Source organism: Neorhizobium sp. BT27B (assembly GCF_050455485.1).
GTDB lineage: Bacteria > Pseudomonadota > Alphaproteobacteria > Rhizobiales > Rhizobiaceae > Neorhizobium.
In genome coordinates, this window is record NZ_JBCIYT010000012.1 from 22,237 (window position 1) to 41,447 (window position 19,211).

The 19,211-nt window shown below is 57.4% G+C and carries 28 protein-coding genes and 2 pseudogenes; 8 read left to right on the forward strand and 22 right to left on the reverse strand.

Annotated elements, in window-relative coordinates; translation table 11 throughout:
* Nucleotides 1-56: 56 nt before the first annotated feature.
* Entirely contained in the window at nucleotides 57-584 is a 528-nt protein-coding gene (locus tag AAIH70_RS24905; protein WP_430036159.1) for a DUF4142 domain-containing protein, read from the reverse strand.
* A 74-nt stretch (nucleotides 585-658) separates the two neighbouring features.
* Nucleotides 659-1,108 (reverse strand): DUF2383 domain-containing protein, encoded by a 450-nt coding sequence (locus tag AAIH70_RS24910; RefSeq protein WP_430036161.1) that lies wholly within the window; start codon nucleotides 1,106-1,108, stop codon nucleotides 659-661.
* 229 nt (nucleotides 1,109-1,337) lie between these two features.
* Here AAIH70_RS24910 and AAIH70_RS24915 point away from each other — a divergent pair, with 229 nt between their 5' ends.
* Nucleotides 1,338-1,838 (forward strand): ferritin-like domain-containing protein, encoded by a 501-nt coding sequence (locus AAIH70_RS24915; protein ID WP_430036163.1) that lies wholly within the window; start codon nucleotides 1,338-1,340, stop codon nucleotides 1,836-1,838.
* A gap of 61 nt (nucleotides 1,839-1,899) precedes the next feature.
* The gene (locus tag AAIH70_RS24920; protein WP_430036165.1) at nucleotides 1,900-2,067 is read left to right on the forward strand and encodes a DUF2934 domain-containing protein; all 168 of its coding nucleotides are present in this window, start codon (nucleotides 1,900-1,902) and stop codon (nucleotides 2,065-2,067) included.
* 27 nt (nucleotides 2,068-2,094) lie between these two features.
* Here the strand turns inward: AAIH70_RS24920 and AAIH70_RS24925 are convergent, their stop codons facing one another.
* From AAIH70_RS24925 to AAIH70_RS24935, 3 genes are all read right to left on the reverse strand, one after another.
* Nucleotides 2,095-2,682 carry a cysteine hydrolase family protein gene (locus AAIH70_RS24925; protein ID WP_430036166.1) on the reverse strand — a complete coding sequence of 196 codons (588 nt, stop codon included), beginning with the start codon at nucleotides 2,680-2,682 and terminating at the stop codon, nucleotides 2,095-2,097.
* A gap of 50 nt (nucleotides 2,683-2,732) precedes the next feature.
* A complete protein-coding gene (locus AAIH70_RS24930; protein WP_430036168.1) occupies nucleotides 2,733-3,659 on the reverse strand; it encodes a manganese catalase family protein in 927 nt (308 codons plus the stop codon).
* A gap of 97 nt (nucleotides 3,660-3,756) precedes the next feature.
* Nucleotides 3,757-3,993 (reverse strand): DUF6894 family protein, encoded by a 237-nt coding sequence (locus tag AAIH70_RS24935; RefSeq protein ID WP_430036170.1) that lies wholly within the window; start codon nucleotides 3,991-3,993, stop codon nucleotides 3,757-3,759.
* 146 nt (nucleotides 3,994-4,139) lie between these two features.
* Between AAIH70_RS24935 and AAIH70_RS24940 the strand changes: the two genes are divergently transcribed.
* Nucleotides 4,140-4,844, forward strand: a complete 705-nt coding sequence (locus tag AAIH70_RS24940) for a Crp/Fnr family transcriptional regulator (RefSeq protein WP_430036172.1) — start codon at nucleotides 4,140-4,142, stop codon at nucleotides 4,842-4,844.
* Nucleotides 4,845-4,936: 92 nt separating this feature from the next.
* Here AAIH70_RS24940 and AAIH70_RS24945 read toward each other — a convergent pair.
* The 4 genes and pseudogenes from AAIH70_RS24945 to AAIH70_RS24960 form a co-directional block, all read right to left on the reverse strand.
* Nucleotides 4,937-5,213 (reverse strand): annotated as a pseudogene (locus AAIH70_RS24945) (hypothetical protein); the annotation flags it as partial.
* A gap of 83 nt (nucleotides 5,214-5,296) precedes the next feature.
* Nucleotides 5,297-5,440: a hypothetical protein gene (locus AAIH70_RS24950; RefSeq protein ID WP_153354114.1), complete on the reverse strand. Its 144-nt coding sequence runs from the start codon at nucleotides 5,438-5,440 to the stop codon at nucleotides 5,297-5,299.
* A gap of 78 nt (nucleotides 5,441-5,518) precedes the next feature.
* Nucleotides 5,519-6,682 (reverse strand): zinc-dependent alcohol dehydrogenase, encoded by a 1,164-nt coding sequence (locus AAIH70_RS24955; RefSeq protein ID WP_430036431.1) that lies wholly within the window; start codon nucleotides 6,680-6,682, stop codon nucleotides 5,519-5,521.
* A gap of 211 nt (nucleotides 6,683-6,893) precedes the next feature.
* Entirely contained in the window at nucleotides 6,894-7,094 is a 201-nt protein-coding gene (locus AAIH70_RS24960) for a hypothetical protein (protein ID WP_235938053.1), read from the reverse strand.
* Nucleotides 7,095-7,266: 172 nt separating this feature from the next.
* Between AAIH70_RS24960 and AAIH70_RS24965 the strand changes: the two genes are divergently transcribed.
* Nucleotides 7,267-7,578 (forward strand): BLUF domain-containing protein, encoded by a 312-nt coding sequence (locus AAIH70_RS24965; protein WP_430036433.1) that lies wholly within the window; start codon nucleotides 7,267-7,269, stop codon nucleotides 7,576-7,578.
* A gap of 226 nt (nucleotides 7,579-7,804) precedes the next feature.
* On the opposite strand, the gene AAIH70_RS24970 is transcribed toward AAIH70_RS24965, so the two are convergent.
* The 4 genes from AAIH70_RS24970 to AAIH70_RS24985 form a co-directional block, all read right to left on the reverse strand.
* Nucleotides 7,805-8,119 (reverse strand): VOC family protein, encoded by a 315-nt coding sequence (locus tag AAIH70_RS24970; protein WP_430036174.1) that lies wholly within the window; start codon nucleotides 8,117-8,119, stop codon nucleotides 7,805-7,807.
* A 35-nt stretch (nucleotides 8,120-8,154) separates the two neighbouring features.
* Nucleotides 8,155-8,262, reverse strand: coding sequence for a VOC family protein (locus tag AAIH70_RS24975; protein ID WP_410769434.1), 108 nt, complete (start codon nucleotides 8,260-8,262; stop codon nucleotides 8,155-8,157).
* 4 nt (nucleotides 8,263-8,266) lie between these two features.
* Complete coding sequence (locus tag AAIH70_RS24980; protein ID WP_153354113.1) at nucleotides 8,267-8,884, reverse strand: flavodoxin family protein; 618 nt, start codon at nucleotides 8,882-8,884, stop codon at nucleotides 8,267-8,269.
* A gap of 103 nt (nucleotides 8,885-8,987) precedes the next feature.
* Complete coding sequence (locus AAIH70_RS24985; RefSeq protein WP_430036177.1) at nucleotides 8,988-9,338, reverse strand: response regulator; 351 nt, start codon at nucleotides 9,336-9,338, stop codon at nucleotides 8,988-8,990.
* A gap of 228 nt (nucleotides 9,339-9,566) precedes the next feature.
* On the opposite strand from AAIH70_RS24985, the gene AAIH70_RS24990 reads away from it, so the two are divergent.
* Both AAIH70_RS24990 and AAIH70_RS24995 read left to right on the forward strand, forming a co-directional pair.
* Nucleotides 9,567-10,424, forward strand: a complete 858-nt coding sequence (locus AAIH70_RS24990; protein ID WP_430036179.1) for an SDR family oxidoreductase — start codon at nucleotides 9,567-9,569, stop codon at nucleotides 10,422-10,424.
* A 27-nt stretch (nucleotides 10,425-10,451) separates the two neighbouring features.
* Complete coding sequence (locus AAIH70_RS24995; RefSeq protein ID WP_430036181.1) at nucleotides 10,452-10,664, forward strand: hypothetical protein; 213 nt, start codon at nucleotides 10,452-10,454, stop codon at nucleotides 10,662-10,664.
* 77 nt (nucleotides 10,665-10,741) lie between these two features.
* Here the strand turns inward: AAIH70_RS24995 and AAIH70_RS25000 are convergent, their stop codons facing one another.
* Nucleotides 10,742-11,164: a DUF2934 domain-containing protein gene (locus AAIH70_RS25000; protein WP_430036183.1), complete on the reverse strand. Its 423-nt coding sequence runs from the start codon at nucleotides 11,162-11,164 to the stop codon at nucleotides 10,742-10,744.
* Here AAIH70_RS25000 and AAIH70_RS25005 point away from each other — a divergent pair.
* Nucleotides 11,163-11,477 (forward strand): plasmid stabilization protein, encoded by a 315-nt coding sequence (locus tag AAIH70_RS25005; RefSeq protein WP_430036185.1) that lies wholly within the window; start codon nucleotides 11,163-11,165, stop codon nucleotides 11,475-11,477. The genes AAIH70_RS25000 and AAIH70_RS25005 overlap by 2 nt on opposite strands.
* Nucleotides 11,478-11,543: 66 nt before the next feature.
* Nucleotides 11,544-12,251, forward strand: coding sequence for an MgtC/SapB family protein (locus tag AAIH70_RS25010; protein ID WP_430036187.1), 708 nt, complete (start codon nucleotides 11,544-11,546; stop codon nucleotides 12,249-12,251).
* Between the two features lie 217 nt (nucleotides 12,252-12,468).
* Here AAIH70_RS25010 and nhaA read toward each other — a convergent pair whose 3' ends face one another.
* The 8 genes and pseudogenes from nhaA to AAIH70_RS25050 form a co-directional block, all read right to left on the reverse strand.
* Nucleotides 12,469-13,677, reverse strand: coding sequence for a Na+/H+ antiporter NhaA (gene nhaA / locus AAIH70_RS25015; RefSeq protein WP_430036189.1), 1,209 nt, complete (start codon nucleotides 13,675-13,677; stop codon nucleotides 12,469-12,471).
* A 373-nt stretch (nucleotides 13,678-14,050) separates the two neighbouring features.
* The gene (locus tag AAIH70_RS25020) at nucleotides 14,051-14,194 is read right to left on the reverse strand and encodes a hypothetical protein (RefSeq protein ID WP_430036453.1); all 144 of its coding nucleotides are present in this window, start codon (nucleotides 14,192-14,194) and stop codon (nucleotides 14,051-14,053) included.
* A 241-nt stretch (nucleotides 14,195-14,435) separates the two neighbouring features.
* A pseudogene (gene tatA / locus AAIH70_RS25025) lies at nucleotides 14,436-14,573 on the reverse strand (twin-arginine translocase TatA/TatE family subunit); the annotation flags it as partial.
* Between the two features lie 20 nt (nucleotides 14,574-14,593).
* Nucleotides 14,594-15,538 carry an FAD:protein FMN transferase gene (locus tag AAIH70_RS25030; protein ID WP_430036435.1) on the reverse strand — a complete coding sequence of 315 codons (945 nt, stop codon included), beginning with the start codon at nucleotides 15,536-15,538 and terminating at the stop codon, nucleotides 14,594-14,596.
* A gap of 31 nt (nucleotides 15,539-15,569) precedes the next feature.
* A complete protein-coding gene (locus AAIH70_RS25035; protein ID WP_430036190.1) occupies nucleotides 15,570-16,127 on the reverse strand; it encodes a nitrous oxide reductase accessory protein NosL in 558 nt (185 codons plus the stop codon).
* Entirely contained in the window at nucleotides 16,124-16,951 is an 828-nt protein-coding gene (locus AAIH70_RS25040; RefSeq protein ID WP_430036192.1) for an ABC transporter permease subunit, read from the reverse strand. Before AAIH70_RS25040 ends, AAIH70_RS25035 begins: the two co-directional genes overlap by 4 nt.
* A complete protein-coding gene (locus AAIH70_RS25045; RefSeq protein ID WP_430036194.1) occupies nucleotides 16,948-17,853 on the reverse strand; it encodes an ABC transporter ATP-binding protein in 906 nt (301 codons plus the stop codon). The genes AAIH70_RS25040 and AAIH70_RS25045 overlap by 4 nt, the downstream gene beginning before the upstream one ends.
* The gene (locus AAIH70_RS25050) at nucleotides 17,850-19,187 is read right to left on the reverse strand and encodes a nitrous oxide reductase family maturation protein NosD (protein ID WP_235937961.1); all 1,338 of its coding nucleotides are present in this window, start codon (nucleotides 19,185-19,187) and stop codon (nucleotides 17,850-17,852) included. Before AAIH70_RS25050 ends, AAIH70_RS25045 begins: the two co-directional genes overlap by 4 nt.
* Nucleotides 19,188-19,211 lie beyond the last annotated feature (24 nt).

Here is a 19,211-nt window from a genome sequence, read left to right on the forward strand (position 1 = left end):
CACGTTGACTTTGGCACGCCGGGAAACGACTGCCGTCTCCCGGCAATCAGCATGGCTTACTTGTCGAGATCCTGGGCCATCTTATAGTGATGCTCAAGAGCCGGAAGCGTCTTCGCGGCCCAAGCCTTCAGGTCGGCGTTTTCGCCTTCTTGGCCGTAGCGCTTGAAGAGATCGACGGCGTCCTCATGAGCTTCGACCTGATCGTCGATATATTCCTTGTTGAACTCTGCGCCTTCAAGCTTGGCGAGATCATCGACTTCTTCCTTGTGATCGTCTGTCAGCGCCGTAACAGGGTTTCCCTGGACTTTGCCGCTCGTTAGCAACGCCTTAAGCTCTGCGGTGGTCTTCTCGTGATCAGTGATCATCTGCTGAGCGAACGCTTTCGTGGCATCGTCGCCCTTCTGCAGCGCGAGCTTGCTGGACTCGATCTCGAACACGTCGCTGGCCGACGCCTGAAGGATAAAGTCTTCCGTTTTCGGTGCGACGCCGAGTACGGAGTTCACGCCAGTGGATTCAGTGGCCGACTGGGCAAAAACGGCGGATGCGCTCATGACGAGTGCAGCAGTGAGTAGGGTCTTTTTCATCGGGGTGTTTCCTCATTTGCCGACCTCCAGACGGTGTCCATGGGTCGGTCATTCCAGTGATTGGCACGCAAGCTTCAGAGCGCTGTGGCTGTCGTTTCGAACCAGGTGCGATGCCGCACCTCGTCCTGATGCGCTTTCATGAAAAATGCCTTGGTCTCCGGGCGCGCGTCTTCGTGCTGCGATGCCCGCTCATAGGCCGTCACAGTGTCATCCTCGTTGGTCTTCATGGCCTTGAGGATCGTCGCATCACCCATCAGATCGGCCAGCGCGATCTTGCCGGTGGTCAGCATCTGCTTCATGTCGCCCTTAGTCGGCGCTTCGATGCCCGCTTTCGTCGCGATCTCGTTCAAGGTGGAGAGGTGATGGAGGTGATCATCGCGAAACGACGCAACTTGAGCGCTCAACGTCTTGTCGTCCAGGCGCTCGATCGTCGACTCGTAAGCCGCGATCGCATCGTACTCCAGATAGATCAAATCCTTGATCAGTTTGTCGAACGTGCTCTCGTTTCCAACCATGGTGACCATCGGCCTATCCTCCTGTGATTGTTGGCAACCAGTAACGGAACGTGCCGTCGGAAGTTCCCCAGATCTGTCAAACTGGAGCCATCGATTCCGGGTTTGTACGGCATCGTACGGTCGGGCACACCGAGGTCCTTGAACGCTTCTCAGGAGGAACCGCGCGGGAAACAATCCGTTATGACGAGGCATCGCAAGTTGCGCAGTGCGGATCAAACCCTTTACGAGGAGAATGACCATGGCAGAGAAGACTTTGGACGACCTGTTTCTCGATACGCTCAAGGACATCTACTACGCCGAGAAGCAGATCCTGAAGGCGCTTCCGAAAATGGCGCGTGCGTCGCAATCGGAAGAAGGCAAGGCCGCGTTCTTGAAGCACAAGGAGCAGACCGAAGGTCAAATCGAGCGCTTGCAGCAGGTGTTCGAACTGATCGGCAAGCCTGCACGCGGAAAGACCTGTGAGGCCATCCAGGGGATCATCTCTGAAGCCGAAGAAATCATCGACGAATTCAAGGGCTCCGTTGCACTTGATGCCGGCCTGATTTCGTCAGCGCAGGCGGTGGAACACTACGAAATCGCTCGTTACGGCACGTTGAAGAGCTGGGCTGGGCAGCTCGGCCTCAAGGAGGCGGTCGCGCTGCTCGACGCGAACCTCCAGGAAGAACTGGAAACTGATGAGCTCCTCACGAAACTTGGCGAGACGTCGGTGAATCCGAAGGGCGCCAAGCAGGCCGCATAACGGCTTAAGGTCCGGGCCTCTTGTCCGGACCTTGTTTGGTTCGTAGTTATGGGAGGATTAGATGAACAATGATCGAGAAGAATGGATCACCCGCCGCGCGTATGAACTTTGGGACCAAGCCGGCCGTCCCCATGGACAAGATCATGAGCATTGGAGGCAGGCGAGTGCCGAGTGGGAAGAGGAACAGGGCAAAGCGAGCCAACTCGACCCGTGGGAAGAAGAGACCTGATGCAGGGATCCGACATTATTGAATCGATCAGCCATTCCGGCTCGCACTGCGGAGGAACACCTCCGTTGAAACAACCTCAAGCTGGATAGAAAACCGGTCTCCCAAAAGCCTGAGAGCGGCGTCATGCGTGTCATCGGCGCCGCTGCAGACCGCGTCAGACAGTATCGCCACCTTATAGCCGAGATCGACTGCACCAAGCACGGTTGCCATTACGCAGAAATCGGTTTCGCCACCGGATATGACAAGCGTTTCGACACCGTGGCGACTTAGATCTTCATGTAGTCGTCCACCGATCCAGGGACTGTATGTCGCCTTATCGAAAACCATCGCTGGCGGCACGAAGCGTTTAAGCTCAGGGATCAGATCGATCAACCCGATGTCCATTCGCTCCAGCGTCATGTCCTCCCATTTGTCGTAGTATTTCCTCCAGGCTCCGGCGACCTGAGCGGCGTTCTGCGGCGGCATGAAGCGCGTGAATACTGTCTTGTCCGGCGACCACTCTACCGCCGCCTCGACCTGCGGAAGCACCCGGTTCATCCACTCCACATGCCAGAGCGTATCCTCAGCAAACATTCGTTGCATATCGATGCAGAGGTGTCGCCATCTGCCCATCATGATGTCACCATCTAAAGAGAAGGGGGCGCGGTGACCCGCGCCCCTCGAAATCACCGAGATTTCTTGTAGAGCTTTTCGGCGATCTCGAACATTTCCTCCGGAGCGTAATCCGGGGTGAATGCCGAGGGGACACCAACAAGCTGCTGGATCTTGCCCCCATCGGGCATCCCGTCGACAACCTCAAGCTCGCCCGGCGGATCTCCAGGGAGTGCTACTTCGTCGTTGCTCCAGATCCCGGCGATTTCCTTGTAGTCGTTCGGGCTCCAGGTATAGAGCCGGCGATGCGATCCCTCATCAAGGTATTTTTGGCATTCTGGTATCTTGTCGAGCGGAATATTGGGCGTCGGCAGGAACTTCTTGATGTCGACGCCGGTGATTTTCTGCAGGGCGAGCGCATAAGCATGCGCGTGAACAGAACCGCGCACCAAGAGGTAGCCGCACACTTCCCGCCCTGTCGGATCAGTCACCGTCTCATAGACGCGCAGTTTGTGCAGGCGTGCGCCGCATTCGAGATGGAAATTGTGAAGCAGGTCGATGACGACGTTGCCAGTGGTGGTGATGAAGTCATTGTTCCAGGAGGCGCCGTTGCTATTAACCGGCATTGCACCTCCGCCGCCCGACAAAAACGCTGCCGCGAGTCTGATATCCTTCATATCCTCGAAGGGCGCGCCGGAGATGTCTCCGCCGTCACCGACGTCGCCATCGGGAATATCAGGCCCGTTATTCAGCATCGCAACGCCGTTGCTCACGAGCTCCACATGTCCAAGCTCTTCAGCCGTGATGCTGGCGACGAGGCTATAGAACGGCTTCAGTTTCGACTTGGACCTGAAATTGAACGACTGAAACATGTAGTTGCCGAGCGTCGACATCTCGCCGTATTTTCCGCCGAGCAGTTCCTGAAGGGCTGCGGCGGCATTCGGATCGGCCTGTTTCGGCGCTGGTAGCTCCGCCTGCAGTTGGTCTACTCTCATAAACATGGAAGTGCCTTTCGGTTGGAGACGTTAGCCCAACCAGAGGATGAGATGATAGTTCCTCAGGTTTTTGGCCTGTCCGATACCGTACGAGGGATATCTCCTATGCCAACCGCATGACGTCCTTGAACTTGACGATGTCGGCTACCACCCCGTCATCGCTGGTCAACTCAAAGGATTCACCATTGACCAGGTCTCCGCGTAGCACGCGTTGTGACAATAGTTCCCGAGCGGATTTGATGGCTTCGGCTCTGGCTAGATCAAGAGTTGCGAACTCTGCGCCCTCGGGATCCCGAGCGAGATCCTCGCCGTTACGGATGTGAAAATAGTATCGCGGCATCGACCTCTCCTTTTGCAGACATCGGACCGAACTCCGCGTGATGGAATAAGTTTCCCTCGAGGCACAAAGCTTGCAAAGCGTGGAAGTTGCCAAGCAATGCCATATATTCATGCCCGCGAAGACCGAAGACAGACACCGGAGCGCCCATGACCTGGACCAAGAACAAGCTTTTATCGATGCTTCCAGAAAGCGACACGGAGGCCCTGCGTCAGCACCTTGAGCCTGTCATGTTGACCCAAGGAGAAATACTGTTCGGTTCGTATGAGCCGTTCCGCCATGTGTTCTTTTTCGAGGGCGGATTGTCTTCCGAGATCGCTGGTAGCGATGGCACCAAGCGCACCGAGGTCGGGTGCATAGGATTGGAAGGATTCTCGGCAGTCCCGGCAATACTCGGTGTCGACAGCACACCTCACTATGCCTTCATGCAATGCGGCGGCCCAGCGCTTCGGATCGAGATCTCAGCACTCCGCGCGGCAATCGACACCAGTCGCTCTCTTCGGGACATTCTGCTGAAATATGCCCACGTCTTCCTGATCCAGGCTGCGGCGACGGCCTTGGCAAACAGCCGCTACGAAATCGAACCACGTCTGGCACGTTGGGTTCTCATGAGCCAGGATCGTCTGGGCGACCAACTGCCACTGACCCACGATTTCCTCTCGCTCATGCTTGGTGTTCGCCGTCCAAGCGTGACTGACGCGCTCCACAAGCTTGAGGGAACAGGGGCAATCAAAGCGGAGCGTAGCTTGATCGTTGTGCGCGACCGGCAAAAGCTGGAGGATATTGCCGGTCAGGCTTATGGCATTCCCGAGCTAGAATATGAGAGACAACTCGGACGAGACTGGAGGGCATAGTCGTAGGTATATTGAGGAACCATCGAGAGCGACGTCGTCGGCGAATTGTTGACCCCGTAAGCACTATTCGACTGTTTCGACCGCCATCCCCCAGACACCCGGATCGCCCCGCCAGCGCCCAGGCTCCGCTGGACTGCACGGGTCTGGCTAGCGTCAATGTCCGCCGAAACTTCGATCTCGCCTTACAACGGGGCGTCCTGGCGCCCGCCCAATTCATGAGACACACGTCACCGCCAAACGGCACTGAACCCACTGTGTTTCCTGCAAAGGCGGACTGAACGAAGATATCCGCTGTCGAATTTCGTGCTGCTGAACGAGATGTCTCGACGGCGAGGTCTGCCCCCTGCAGGTATCCAACGTGTCGCGGATCGTTGTGGTGCTATTGCCGGCCGTAGGCTCTGTCTGGGTTGATCGGAAGGATGATAACGGCTGAAGGCAGTGGCAGGTGCATGCTAGATCTGGTCTTCTGGCAGATCGCCGGATGCATCTTTCAAACCTTGTTCAGCTTTTTTTCTGAGTTCCTCGCGCTCGCGATCCGCAACCTTTGGATCAGTTCGCGCAGCATCGCTGGTTGGGTCAGGCTTCTTATCTGTCATAGTCGGCTCTCCTTCTGAAATCTGTTCTCTACCGGTACGCCCTTGGCTTGAAATCTTCGCCCCGCACCGCCCTTGCGGTCAGCCGTTCGGCCGGATGACGACCTTCACACAGCCGTCTTCCTTGTCGCGGAACTTTTTGTAGGCGTCCGGCCCTTCCTCAAGTCCGATCCGATGGGTGATAATGAATGAAGGATCGATCTTTCCCTCAGCGATCATGTTCATCAGCGGCTCGAGATAGCGCTGCACATGCGTCTGGCCCGTTTTCAGCGTTAGGCCCTTGCCCACAAATGCTCCGAGCGGTGCTGGAACGGCTGGGCCGACGAACACGCCCGGAAGCGAGACAGTACCGCCCGGCCTGCAGGCGAGGATCGCCTGGCTCAATGCATAGGGACGCTCGGTCGATGTGAGCTTTGACTGCATCGTCTCCATCATTCCGCCCACACCATGGCTCTCCATCCCTACGGCCTCGATTACAGCGTCCGGACCTTTGCCGCTGGTCATGTCAAGGATCCGCTGCTGGAGGTCCTCGTCAGTATAATCTAGAGTTTCCGCACCCGAGGCCTGCGCTAAGGCCAGCCGTTCCGGAACACAGTCCATGGCGATCACGCGTTCAGCGCCGAGCAAAAAAGCCGACTTGATCGCGAACAGGCCAACTGGGCCGCAACCGAATACGGCGATCGTTTGGCCCTGCTTGATGTCGCAATTTTCAGCCGCCATGTAGCCTGTCGGAAAAATGTCCGACAAGAACAGGACCTGCTCGTCGCTCAAACCATCCGGAACCTTGATCGGGCCGACGTCGGCGTAAGGCACGCGAAGATACTGGGCCTGGCCACCGGGAAAGCGGCCGTACATTTCCGAATAGCCGAACAGTCCGGCGGTAGGGTAGCCGATCTGCTTGGCCTGCATAGCGCCCGAAGGGTTTGATCGTTCGCAAAGCGAGAAATGCCCCCATTTGCACTGACGGCACTCACCGCAGGAAATCGTGAATGGCACCACGACACGATCGCCGACCTTGAGCTTGGAATTGCCACGTCCCACCTCGACGACCTCACCCATCGTTTCATGCCCCATGACGTCACCTGCGTGCATGCCTGGCACGAATCCACCGTAGAGATGGAGATCTGATCCGCAGATTGCGCAGCTCGTCACTTTGATGATTGCGTCACGATCGTCCTGAGTAATCGGATCGTCTACGGATTCGCAGCGAATGTCTCCACTACCATGCCAGGTTAGAGCTTTCATAAAGGTCTCCTCGTCGATTGAACGTGACGGCTGAACGAATGAACAGCCGCGAGTGACAAGACCGCAGCTGGACAGGTTGGGTGCTCGCCTGGCGCTTCGTTGCCCGCATCGAGAAACCGGAAAAACCGATGCGTCCACCATCCCTGTCGCGTCCGGTTGACACAGCCGCGATCTCGAAAGCTGAACCTTGCTCGGCGAGCTTTGTTCCCGGCTAACCACTCTCACCCTTGCGATCGATCGTGAGGAACTGCTGATCGTCTGCGTACAGACGGAAAAAAGTCTCGGCACCAGTCTTGGCATGGCCATCACGGCCGAGGGCGTCGAAACTGCCGAGCAATTGGCTCGTATCCGCGGAGAGCGTTGCACGCACGTGCAGGGATACCTTACCGGCCGGCCGATGGACACTGATCAAATCCCTGTCTTCCTGGCGGGAAACGATTTGGACAAAAGGATTTAACAATGGCTGTTAGCATGTACCGGCTCGTTTAATACAGCCGCGACCATATCGCTCACGATCAAGCGCTCTTCGCCTCGAATGTGGAGGAAATCCAGCTAAGAGCCGGATAAACAACCGACGCGACGGAATAACCGGGGCGCTCCTCTTCAACGCCGGGTGCTTTGCCCAGGTGCTGGAGGGCCCCCTCGACAAGGTCGAGGCCGCGTTCGAGCGCATACAGCAAGACGAGCGCCACGGGGATGTGTCGTTGCTTGCGCTAGATCCGATCAATCACCGGTCTTTCTCGAACTGGGCAATGGGCTTTATCGGCACCTCGGACTTCCACGCGAGGCGGTTTGCCGATATTGGTGCATCAAGCGGATTCGACCCTTCCCGGCTGAGTGGCGACGAAATCCATTCGCTGCTGAAAGAACTCGCGATCGAAGAGGAGGCAGCCTGAGATAAATGATGAACGACCGGCTTGTACACGCTGGCTCCGCCCATAGAGCCTCGCAAAGCCCTCGCTCTCGAACTCCATATCTTTTATGTCAGCATTGTAGACGGTGCTCACAATGAACTTCCCACCTACTTCGATAATCTCGACGTTCCACACCACAGATTCTCCTATGCACACGCGCACGCGCACCTTCGATAAAGTGCCGATCAAGACTGGCCAGGAATAGGTCTCAGCCCATTCCCTTACTGTGGAGCTCTTTGAGCGCCTTTTCGGACTTGGGCAGGTGAAGGCCCATGCCGCGCAGAACATCAGGTGCTTTGGTGAACTGCAAATCGCCGTACTCGACCACCTCGATCCGGTTACCCCAGGGGTCGAGGAAGTCGAGAAAATCTCCATCCAGCATTTTGGCGCCCGCTTTGATCGCGAGATCACGCACAGCACTCCGATCATTGACGACAAGACCGAAATGCCGATCCTGATCCGGACGCTGATGGCGTCCTCGGCTCAGAGCAATGAACTGATCGCCCAGATCGATAAATGCCATCACCACCCGACCGTCGCCATCCTTGTGTGACCCTCTCAGGTCGAAAAAAAAATGCTGCCGTAAAAGTGCAGCGCCTCTTCGATATCGCCAACCTCGAGCGCGATATGGTTCAACCCGACCAGCCGGGGCTTGCCTCCAGACATCCGATCAATCCTTCTGTTCGCCGGGATACTGGCTGGCTTTCAGCAAGCCCGCCAGATGAACCGTGTTGCGTACCAGCATATCGACCATGGTGGTGACGGTGTCAGGGACCGCTTTCAGGTCCACGAAATTCGTGCTGCCCATTGCCTCGCCGACCCAGTAAGCCACGGCGTTTGCCGGGATCGTGAAGCCGACATCATTCAGGGCCTGATAGACGTCCGCGGAGACGTTGTGGGCACCGTCCTCGTTTCCGACGACCGCTACCGCCGCCACCCGGCCATAGGAGACCATCCTACCCAGATCGTCGGTTTCCGAAAGGAAAGCATCCATGCGCTCAAGCGCACGCTTGGTGACCGATGACGTCTGGCCCATCCAGATTGGCGTGCCGACGATCAGGATATCGGCCGCAAGCAGTTTTTCGCGGATGGCCGGCCATGCGTCCCCCTCCCCTTCATCCGAGGTAACGCCGGGCAAAATGTTGTGGTCGGCCAGTCGGATGACATCGGTGTCGATACCATGCTTCTTCAGTCCGTCGGCGATCAATGCGAGCAGACGATCGGTGGAAGAGGGGTCGCCACCAGATGATTTCAGCGTTCCGTTGAATGCGATTGCCTTGAGGGTCATGGTTCTCTCCGACTTTGAGCCATCGGCTGAACCCGCAATTCACGGCCAGGTTCCCGAAGAGGGGGCTGCCAGAGACCGATTGCCTCTCCCTGCTGTGCTGAAGCTAGCGAATAGCCGCCTCGATTTTCGCAAACAGATCGAGCTCGGAATAAGGCTTGCTGAGGAACTGTGTCCCCTCCTCAAACCCTTCTGGCAATTCCGCATAGCCGGTGGAGACCATGACGGCGAGTTCAGGTTTGATCAGACGCGCCTCACGCACCAGCTCGGCGCCTGACATCCCGGGCATCGAATGGTCCGTGATCAACAGATCGATCTTCTGCCCGTTGCCGAGGATTTCGAGGGCCTCGGCTCCCGAATGCGCTTCGATTGCCTCGTATCCCAGCGCCTCCACCATATCGACCGCGGTCAGCGCGATCAGAGGCTCGTCGTCGACGATCAGGATGCGTGTTGTCACCGGGGCCTCCATTCGTTGTCCTAAAACACGTTTCGGCCAATAATTTAGGACGCTTCCCGGTTATGTCACGGCCTCTTTGAAGACGCTTGGAACATTCCGCTTGCGCCGTCGGTTTTCCACATTCTGAAACGGGTCTGCGACCCGTCCGCGATCACGCCATTTCAAACGCCGGACTAAGAGTGCTGATGGCCGGTTACGATTGGAAGGTGCTTACAGGAAGGAAAAGCGATGACGAACTACCCGACTCCCCCGTTTGATACCCCTCGTCAGCCAATGCCCGGCTCAACACGTGCCATGTCGCCGCTCCCGGATCACGGCGAAGAAACTTACAAAGGTTCAGGGCGCCTTGCCGGCAAGAAGGCAGTCATTACCGGTGGCGATAGCGGGATCGGCCGGGCCGTTGCCATCGCCTATGCGCGCGAAGGCGCCGATGTGCTGATCTCCTACCTGGACGAGGATGAAGATGCCGAGGAGACCAAGGCCTGGGTCGAGAAGGCCGGCCGCAAGGCGATCCTGATCCCGGGTGATATCCAGTACGCGCCGCACTGCAAGGAAATCATCGATAGGGCCGTCTCGCAGCTCGGAGGGATCGATATTCTTGTCAACAATGCTGCACACCAGGCGAGCTTCTCCGATATTGGCGATATCAGCGACGAGGAATGGGAGGTGACTTTCCGGACGAACATCCACGCGATGTTCTACCTAACGAAGGCGGCCGTTCCCCACATGAAGCCGGGCAGCTCGATCATCAATACCGCATCTATCAATGCCGATAGCCCAAGCCCCCATCTTCTCGCATACGCGACGACAAAAGGCGCGATCCAGAACTTTACGGCAGGCCTTGCACAGATGCTGGCCGACAAGGGCATCCGTGCGAACGCTGTCGCGCCCGGCCCGATCTGGACGCCGCTCATTCCATCGACCATGCCGGATGAGAAGGTGAAGAACTTTGGCAAGCAGGTCCCGATGCAGAGGCCGGGCCAGCCGGCGGAGCTCGCAACATCTTATGTGATGCTCGCCGATCCGCTCTCCAGCTACGTGTCCGGCGCGACCATTGCCGTCACGGGCGGTAAGCCGATTCTCTGATCAGCAATCCAGCAACAGGAGGAGACCATGGGCAAACCGGAAGATGATGCAAAGGGCCAATACGCGCCGTCGCAAGCGGACCGGAAGGCCACTGGCGTTCATAGTGCCAAGCCGACTGTCGTGACGGGATCCGAGGATGCGACCGTCAATCGCACCCCGCCCGGCCAGAAAAAAGAAAAAGACTTCGATCTGAACTATGATCCGACCGACACCAGCGGCGCGGATGAAAATTCACGATAGATTGACGTGCAACGACTTCGTATCAGTATCCGCCCGACATGTCGCTGCCGGGCGGATGGCCTGTAAATTCTTTGCGACTATATAGCGTTCGCCTGATCGCCGGGCTTCGCTTTTGCTCCGCTGCGGGCCGGCTTTGCCGGTTTGCTTTTCGAGGCTTTCGTTCTTTGCGATACCCCTCCAGCGTGATCGGAAGACCAGGTCTGCGGCAGGGCGCTCGATTGCGTTGCCTCTTCAGCTTCGCGCCAATGACGCTCATGCTGACCATCCGGCCGGCCCTCCGCCTCCCAACGTGAATAGGCCTGTCTGCTGATTTCCTCTCTACTCATCAGATCTCCTCCTGATTTTGGCTGGCGAATGTCTCCGCCGGCCAAGTAAATTAGGGCATCTTTTTGTTGCGCCAAGGATCGCATTTGATCCTGCTTGCTCAGGCTCTCATCGCGGAACTTCGTCTGGGTTTCGCAGTTATTTTTGCGTCTGACGAACTTAGGGAGATGTTCCATGCCCCGTGGCGACAAGTCCGCTTACACGGACAAGCAAAAACGAAAAGCTGAACACATCGAGGAAGGCTATGAGGATCGCGGCGTCCCGGAGAAAGAGGCCGAACGGCGGGCTTGGGCGACCGTGAACAAGGAGAGTGGTGGCGGTAACAAATCCGGTTCCGGTCGCGGTCATGCCGAAAGCCATACGTCCTCGGAAAACGGCGGCCGCAAAGGAGGCCAGGCATCTGCTGCACGGACGAAGGAAGAGCGATCCGCCTCGGCGAAGAAAGCTGCTGCAACGCGAAAGCGTAACGAGCACCATGCGCATCACTGATAAATCCGGTGGCGCTGATACACCTCGGCGCCCATTTGTCCAATCAAAGCCCGAACGACGACACCAATGAAATTCTTCGACGAGCTGATGCCAATCACACCCACTTGGCCGGATATTGGCTTGCGGATTGCCGCCACTTTGGTTGCTAGCGTCCTTATCGGCATCAACCGGGAGCGGGGCGGCCATGCAGCAGGCCTCAGGACCACGGTATTGGTCGGGCTGGCGGCCTGCATCTCGATGATTCAGGCCAATCTGCTTTTGTCGACAAGTCAGACAGCGAATGGGTCGATGGACGCGCTGAGGTTGCCGCTTGGCATTTTGACCGGCGTTGGCTTCATCGGTGGCGGTGCGATCCTCCGGCGTGGCGATGTCGCGACGGGCGTCACGACTGCAGCCACGTTATGGCTGATGACGGCCGTCGGTCTGTGTTTCGGCGGTGGGCAGCTGATCGTCGGCGCTATAGCCTCGGCGATCGCTTTTGTCACGCTTTCTCCGCTTAAGGCGTTCGGTCTTTGGTTATCCAGCGAGCAGAAGGGATCGGTCGGTATAAAAGTCCCGGCGGGCGACAAGCTCCCTGACATTGCTCCGTCGCTGCCGCCCGGCGCCGAGGCCTGTTTTATCGCTATTCGTCCGATCGATACGCATCACGAGGAAGTCGTGTTCGAACTGCGCTGGAAGACGAAAGCGGGGAAGCCGACGTCGAGCGAGCTCGTGAGTGCCATTCGCGCTCGTCATGACGTTAAAAGCTTCGAACACCGAACAACAGTGACCTGACATAGACCGGTAGTGCCGGCTGCAAGGTGATGTGAAGGGCCGCGCCGCGGATTGCCACCCAGATAGGGCTGCCGGCGGCGCAGGCCCTTACCTCGCGAAAAGATCATGACCGTCAGCATACTGGAGGCAATGATCCCCAGTATCTTATCGACGCAGCGCCGATCCGCGTCGCGCAGATGCGGCGCGCGAGCTGCGTAAGAAACCCTTCACCGTGACGTCATTCCTGCAGTCTTTCTATCATATCGTCGTCGCGACGGCCTGTCATCGCCAGAACAATGGCACCTATCGCGCCAGCGGCTACCGATCCCGCAAGTATCCCGATTTTCACCCGATCCTGCACCGCCGGGTCGTTGAATGCCAGCAGGCCGATGAACAGGCTCATCGTGAAGCCGATCCCACACAGCAAAGCTGTGCCCGCCATCTGACCCCAGGTCGATCTCGCAGGCAGGTCGGCAAGGCCCAGCTTAACCAGAAGAGCGACCGTGCCCAGAACGCCGACGAGTTTGCCTAGCAGCAAACCGGCGGCGACACCGAGGGTCAGATGTTCCGTCAGGACCGACGTAGAGATCCCGGCAAAGGAAACACCAGCATTGGCAAATCCGAAAATCGGCACGATCACGAAAGCTACCGGCTTGTGAAGCTTGTGCTCGAGCTTGTGGAGAGGCGATTCGTCATGAGTGGCTTCAGGCGTGCCGGGCGTCAGCTTGAGCGGAACCGTAAGCGCCAGAACGACGCCAGCCAGCGTCGCGTGGATGCCGGACGCGAACACGAGAACCCAAAGTACAGCGCCGAGTACCAGGTAAGGCCAAAGAGCCCTGACGCCCATGCGGTTGAAAATGATCAGATTCCCGGTAACGATGCCCGCTCCTGCGAGCGCAAGGAGATTGAGATCCGCCGTATAAAAGATTGCAATGACGATAACGGCGCCGAGGTCGTCGATGATGGCCAGCGCCGCCAAGAAGATCTTGAGCGAGGCAGGAACACGTTTTCCCAGAAGCGAAATGACGCCGAGAGCAAAGGCGATGTCAGTGGCCGTCGGGATAGCCCATCCGCGAAGCGTTCTCGGATCGTTCCAGTTGAAATAGACATAGAACAGCGCCGGAAACAGCATGCCCCCTACCGCTGCAGCGCCGGGAAGGATGCGTCGGCTCCAAGTGGACAGCTGACCGTCGAGCATCTCGCGTTTGATCTCAAGACCGACGAGGAGGAAGAACAAAGCCATGAGGGCATCGTTGACCCAATGCTGGATGCTCAACGGGCCAACATAGACATGAAGCGCGTGGAAGTATGCCCCCGCCATCGGCGAGTTGGCGGTCACGATTGCAAGTGCAGCGACCACCATGAGGATGATGCCGCCGGACGCCTCGTTGTCGAGGAAATGGCGGAGTGTGGAATGAATGCGGCCCTTGGGTACTGTCGAAGACATGGGTTCGCGCTCCCTTGGTTGGAACGTTGATCGAAGTCTCCGTGGATTTCGGGGGAACCCGCAGCACCGCAGCACGCGCTGTACACGGCAGATTAGGATACTCGAGTGCCGAAATCCAATACAATCGCCTCGAAGATATCAGCGCGGCAACCCTTGGCAAAGATATGGAACAGCTCGCTGGTCTTAAGCCTACGCTAGACTTCCCTCCCGCCTGCTCGCCACACGCTGACGGGCAACTGTGTTATCTGACCTGTCGCCTTGAAAGGGATTCGAACCGACAACACGCAATACCATCTCGATAAGCCTCTGATAAGTTGCGTGATTTTCGAAAAAGTGCCGTCCTGCCTGCATGCGTACATCAGCGAACTATTATTCATTTCACCAATACCACAGTTTTCTGGGTGATGCCGCCGGCCAGAAAGACACCGCCGTTGAGACCGATCTGGCCTAATTGAGAAAAGAAATTTTTCGGCTCATCGTGGTTCATTCGAAGATGAGACAGGAAACGGTGCCGCATCTGCCCTCATTCTGGCAAATATTGATATGAAGGAGCTTCACGAGACACTGATCCACACGCCGGGCAAAGAGCGACGCCACCGGCACACCGTCATCACCCTGCTTGAGGATGAACGACTTCTGGGCATCCGAAAAATTTGATACTTTCATTGTTTCCGCTCTTGTTCCCAGCCGGGAATCTAGCGCGGAAAACTCCAATAAAAAACGATCCAGTGCTTGGGGATCAGAGCTGCAATCTACGCATCGTCCTTGATGCCGTTTCGGAATTCTCGAATACCTTTTCCGATATCGAGCATCAGCGCGGGAATCTTACCGCGTCCGAAAAGAATGAGCACGATTGCCAGAACGATGATCCAGTGCCAGACGCTGAAAGATCCCATGTGTTAATATCCTTGGTCGGTTAATTTGCGCGGTTGGACGGTGCCCAATCAGCTTCGACGTCGGGATGCTGCGCGAGCACCTTCTGTATCGCCGCCGTTTCCATCAGCGTAAACGCGGTCGAGAGCGCGTCTGCCCGAGTTGCATCGGGTGCAATGACGGTCATTCTGCGATAGCGCTGCACTGTGGAAACGCCTTGGGGAGAGATGATATGCCCCCAATTCCGTGCCTGATCGAAGTGAAGTCCATTGGAACTCGATGTCGCCACAGCCTTGTTGATGACAAACACCGAATGGTCGATGTCGGTATCGCTTTGGTTTTCAGAGATACCGACTTTCCAGGGCGCTCCATCCGGTTTTGCACCGATCGCGCGGACTTCGCCCATATCGACAAGGCTGCTTTCTACACCGCCACGCCGAAGGAGGGCGACAATCCGGTCCGTTATATAACCCTGCGCGATGCCGTTCAGCGTCACGCCCATACCGCGTTTGGACAGAGCGATACGATGCGCGTTGAAACTGACATGCTGTAAGCCGACGAGTTCACGTGCGCTTTCAAGCACGGATCGATCCGGGCCTGACGGATTTGCGTCGCCTCGGGAAAAATATTCCGCATACAGCTTCCACAAAGGCTGTACGGTGGGATCGAACAATCCGTCTGTTTCTTCCCATACGGAATGACAGACAGTCAGCAGATCCACCAGCTCCTGCGGCGGGAAGGCGAGAGCACCGGCCCTGTTGAGTTCACAGAGCGCTGAAGCCGGACGGTAAAGGCTAAAAATATCCTCCAGCCTGCTCACCTCGGCGATCACCTGACGTACAAGACCCTCCGCGTGATCACGGTCAGGATGGCTCAGGATCAGTGTCGTCGGTGCGCCGAGCGCATGCCCACGCCAGACTAGAGGCTCGGGGTGAGAAAACGCTTGTGTTCCACTCAGAACGAGCGGCAGACCAGCTCCCGCCGCCATGATCCGCAAGGCCCTGCGGCGTGTGATGGTCTCAACCATGGTGATGCCCGCCTGCCCCGTGAGCTTCGGGAGCCTGAGCATCGGAAGGCGGAACTTGCGAACCCAGAATGTAATTCTCGGGAATGTCCTTGAAGCCGACAACACGACCGCCGTTTTTTGCGGCGAAGGCGATGGCATCCTGCTCCACAGAGAATGGTACGGCTTCAGCCGTACCCATGCCGCCCACACGAGAACTCTCGATCACGTAATGCGCCTTGCGAGCATCGACCCAATTTTCAGCGCCGGGCTTTTCCCAGCTTGGCGCCTTGCTCATGTCGGACACGTAGATCGCCGCGATGTCGCGCGGCTCTTCCGGCAGCATCGTGAAGGCAACGGTATCGCGGGCCGACGAGAACCAGATGACCTCTTCCGTCTGCTGCATGATCACCTGCCCCTTCGGACCATCATGCTCCATGACGTTCATGCCGCAATATCGTCCCATGGCTTCAGCGGTCATGGCTGTAGGAGCTGGCATGATGGCATTCTCTTTGGGGCTGCAGCCGGCAAGGAAAATGGCGGCCAAAGCCACGGTCGCGAATGTCAATTTCATGCTTCTCTCCTTGCGAAAACGATATTGGCAATGCCAAGCGGCACGATTGCCCAAAGCAATAGCGCCGCAGTCAGGATAGGTGCGGACAGGCTGCTGCCGGCGGCAACACCGCCCATGCCTGACAATGTGCTGGCGGCACCCGAGCCGAGGTTGAGCAGACGGTAGGCGTCTGTCGGATTTGCCAAAAGCAGGCCGTCCAAGAGCAGTGCCGACACCGAACGTCCATGCGCCGCGACAAGGCCACCAAGCAGCGCCATGTCATAGATCAGCACAAAGAACAGCCATACGCCGATAGCCACACCACCTGCAGTGCTGCGCTCGCGCACCAAAGTGCTGACCAGATAACCGATGGACAGGAAGACTGCTCCAAGAAGGATCGAGGCCCCAAGCATGATGGCGAACGCATGCCAGCTTGCCGGAGAGATCGCGGTTCCGGACGCGACAAGCGCTACGGCGGCGGCGCCAAAGCCGATCAGCGTAGAGAATGCCAGAATGGAAAGATGACCCAAAAACTTGCCGATTACGATCTCGCTGCGACCGACCGGATAGCTGAGGAGCAGGAGCAGCGTTCCACGCTCGCTTTCGCCTACGATAGCGTCATGCGACAAAAGCAAGGCAATCAGCGGCAGCAGGAAGATCGCAAGGCTGGACAGGCTGACGATCACCACATCCAACTGGTTGACGCCGACATTACCGGTGGGTGCGCTTCCCAGAAAAGTCAGGGTCAGTGCAAGTCCTGCCAGAAGAAGCGTGGTTGCCAGAACCCAGCGATTGCGCCGCCCTTCCTGAATTTCTTTTCTGGCGACTGTGAGAATATTGTTCATCGAACCGCCTGCCTTCCCAGAAAATGCGCATAGAGTTCATCAAGCGTCGGCTCGGCAAGCGTCAGGCTTTCGAGAAGCGAAGGCTCCGATGTGATTTCTTTTAAAAGCGCGATCTTGTCTGCCGCATCGACACTGACCTCCCACGCACCACCCGACTGCCGGCACCATTCACCGGACCATTTTGGAGAGGCCTCCATATCCGACATCCTTGTGATCACTCTGGTCGGCAGGCTTGCGATATGGCGCAATTCGTCGAGAGTGCCGTCGGCAATTTTCACGCCCCGGTCGATGATGATGACCCGATCCGCGCGGTTTTCTAATTCCGTCAGCGCGTGTGAAGACAAGAGTACGGTCGCACCATAGGCACGAAGTTCGCTGATCAGGTCATAAAAATTGTGCCGCAGTGCCGGATCCAGACCACTGGTCGGCTCATCCAGCAACAGAACGCGCGGCGATCCAAGCAACGCCTGCGCAAGCCCCAGGCGCTGACGCATGCCCTTGGAATAGGTGCGAACCGGCCGGTCGACGGCGTCCGCAGCCAAACCGACGCGTTTGAACAGAAGTTCGGCGTTGGAAAACTCGACACGTTTCAATCGGGCATAAAAGGCAAGCGTTTCACGCCCTGTCAAAGCCATGTGGAATGACACGCTTTCCGGCAGATAACCGACACTTTGGCGAACATGAAAATCGCCACGAGCCGGATCGCCGCCGAGCATCGTCACAGACCCGCTGGTGGGACGGATGAGCCCAAGCATAAGCTTGATAAGCGTCGTTTTGCCCGCACCATTATGGCCGACGAGCGCGATCGTCTCACCAGCATTCAGCTCGAAGGACACATCCCTGACGGCGGCAACGCCGCCATATTGCTTTGAAACACTTGTGGTAATGACCAAGGCTGTCATTGGGTACTCCTCTCGACAGAGGTAGGCGTCATCAGTGGGCGACTATCGACCACGCCTCCGGGCAGCAGCGCTGGAAACTGCGCCTGCGCCCAGCGAATGACTTGAACGGCTGGACTGGTCATCAGCAGTTTTGCCTGAGGCGCGGTCCACAGGACCTGATCGATCAGGTCGTTTGGCCGATAGGGATTGTCGGCAATGCCATCACCGTTCAGATCGAAGCCGGGATTGTCGCTCCAGTAATTGCCGCGCCCTTCATGCGACCAATCGAGATAGCGCGTGCCGACATATTTGACCTGATTGCGGTTATTTATGAAGGCGTTTCCACTCATGCTGTTGCCTTCGGATCCGGCGGTAAAATGGATACCGATGGCGCAATTCTCGAAATGATTGTCCACGAACCGGTTGCGGTTGGCGTTGTAGATGAAAACGCATTTTTCCGGTCCGAGGCGTCGATTTTCGGTCTCGCTTGCAATGTCGCTATCGCTTGCAGGCATGCCGTGCTCACCGGACTGAATGCCAGCGGAAAGCCAGCGATCGACGGGTTGCATTTCACCCAGAACGATATTGCCACTGATCTGCGAGCCGTTTGCGGTGTTCAGAAGCAGCCCATGGTCACGATCTCCTCGCGACACATTGCCCATGATCTTCAGCCGGCTGGAGAACATGATCGCGTAACCGACCGAGTTACCTGAAGAGATGTTGCCGCTGATCTCGCTGTCATTCGTGTACATGTAATGGATGGCGAAACGCAGATGGCTGAAGCGATTGCCACTGAAGACGTTCATTCTGCTGGCATTGGTCGCGATGCCGTCGCGGCCGAAGCTGATATCATTGTCGAGCACCTTGGCACCGGGCGCATTCCAGACGGTTACGCCATTTCCCATTTCGCTCGACCTGCCGCTTTTGAGGCCAACGATGCGATTAGCGCGCGCAATCGAATTTTTCGCGCCGTACAGATAGATCCCGAACAGGTTGCCCGTCACGGTATTGTCTTCGATCAGCGCATCGGTCGCCGTCCTGTCGGCGTAGATTCCGGAATCGCGGGTTTCGAGGCTTGGCCCCGAACCGCTGACGGAAATTCCACGAACGGCCACACCAGCACTGGCAATGGTGATCACGCTTCCTTTGCCATTGCCGACGACGGCGGCGCCAGTCTTGCCGCGCAATTCGATCGACTTGTCGATCACCACAGGTCCGGCATGCTCGCCCGGTTCGAGCACGAGAACGTCACCGGCGACGGCCGTGCCGATCTGGCTCTGTATAGAGACACCAATCGGCACGACACGTTCGGCAGCGTTCGCAACGGCCGGGATGGCGACCATAATGGCCGCCATCCTTGCTATCCTGATCAGGAGACG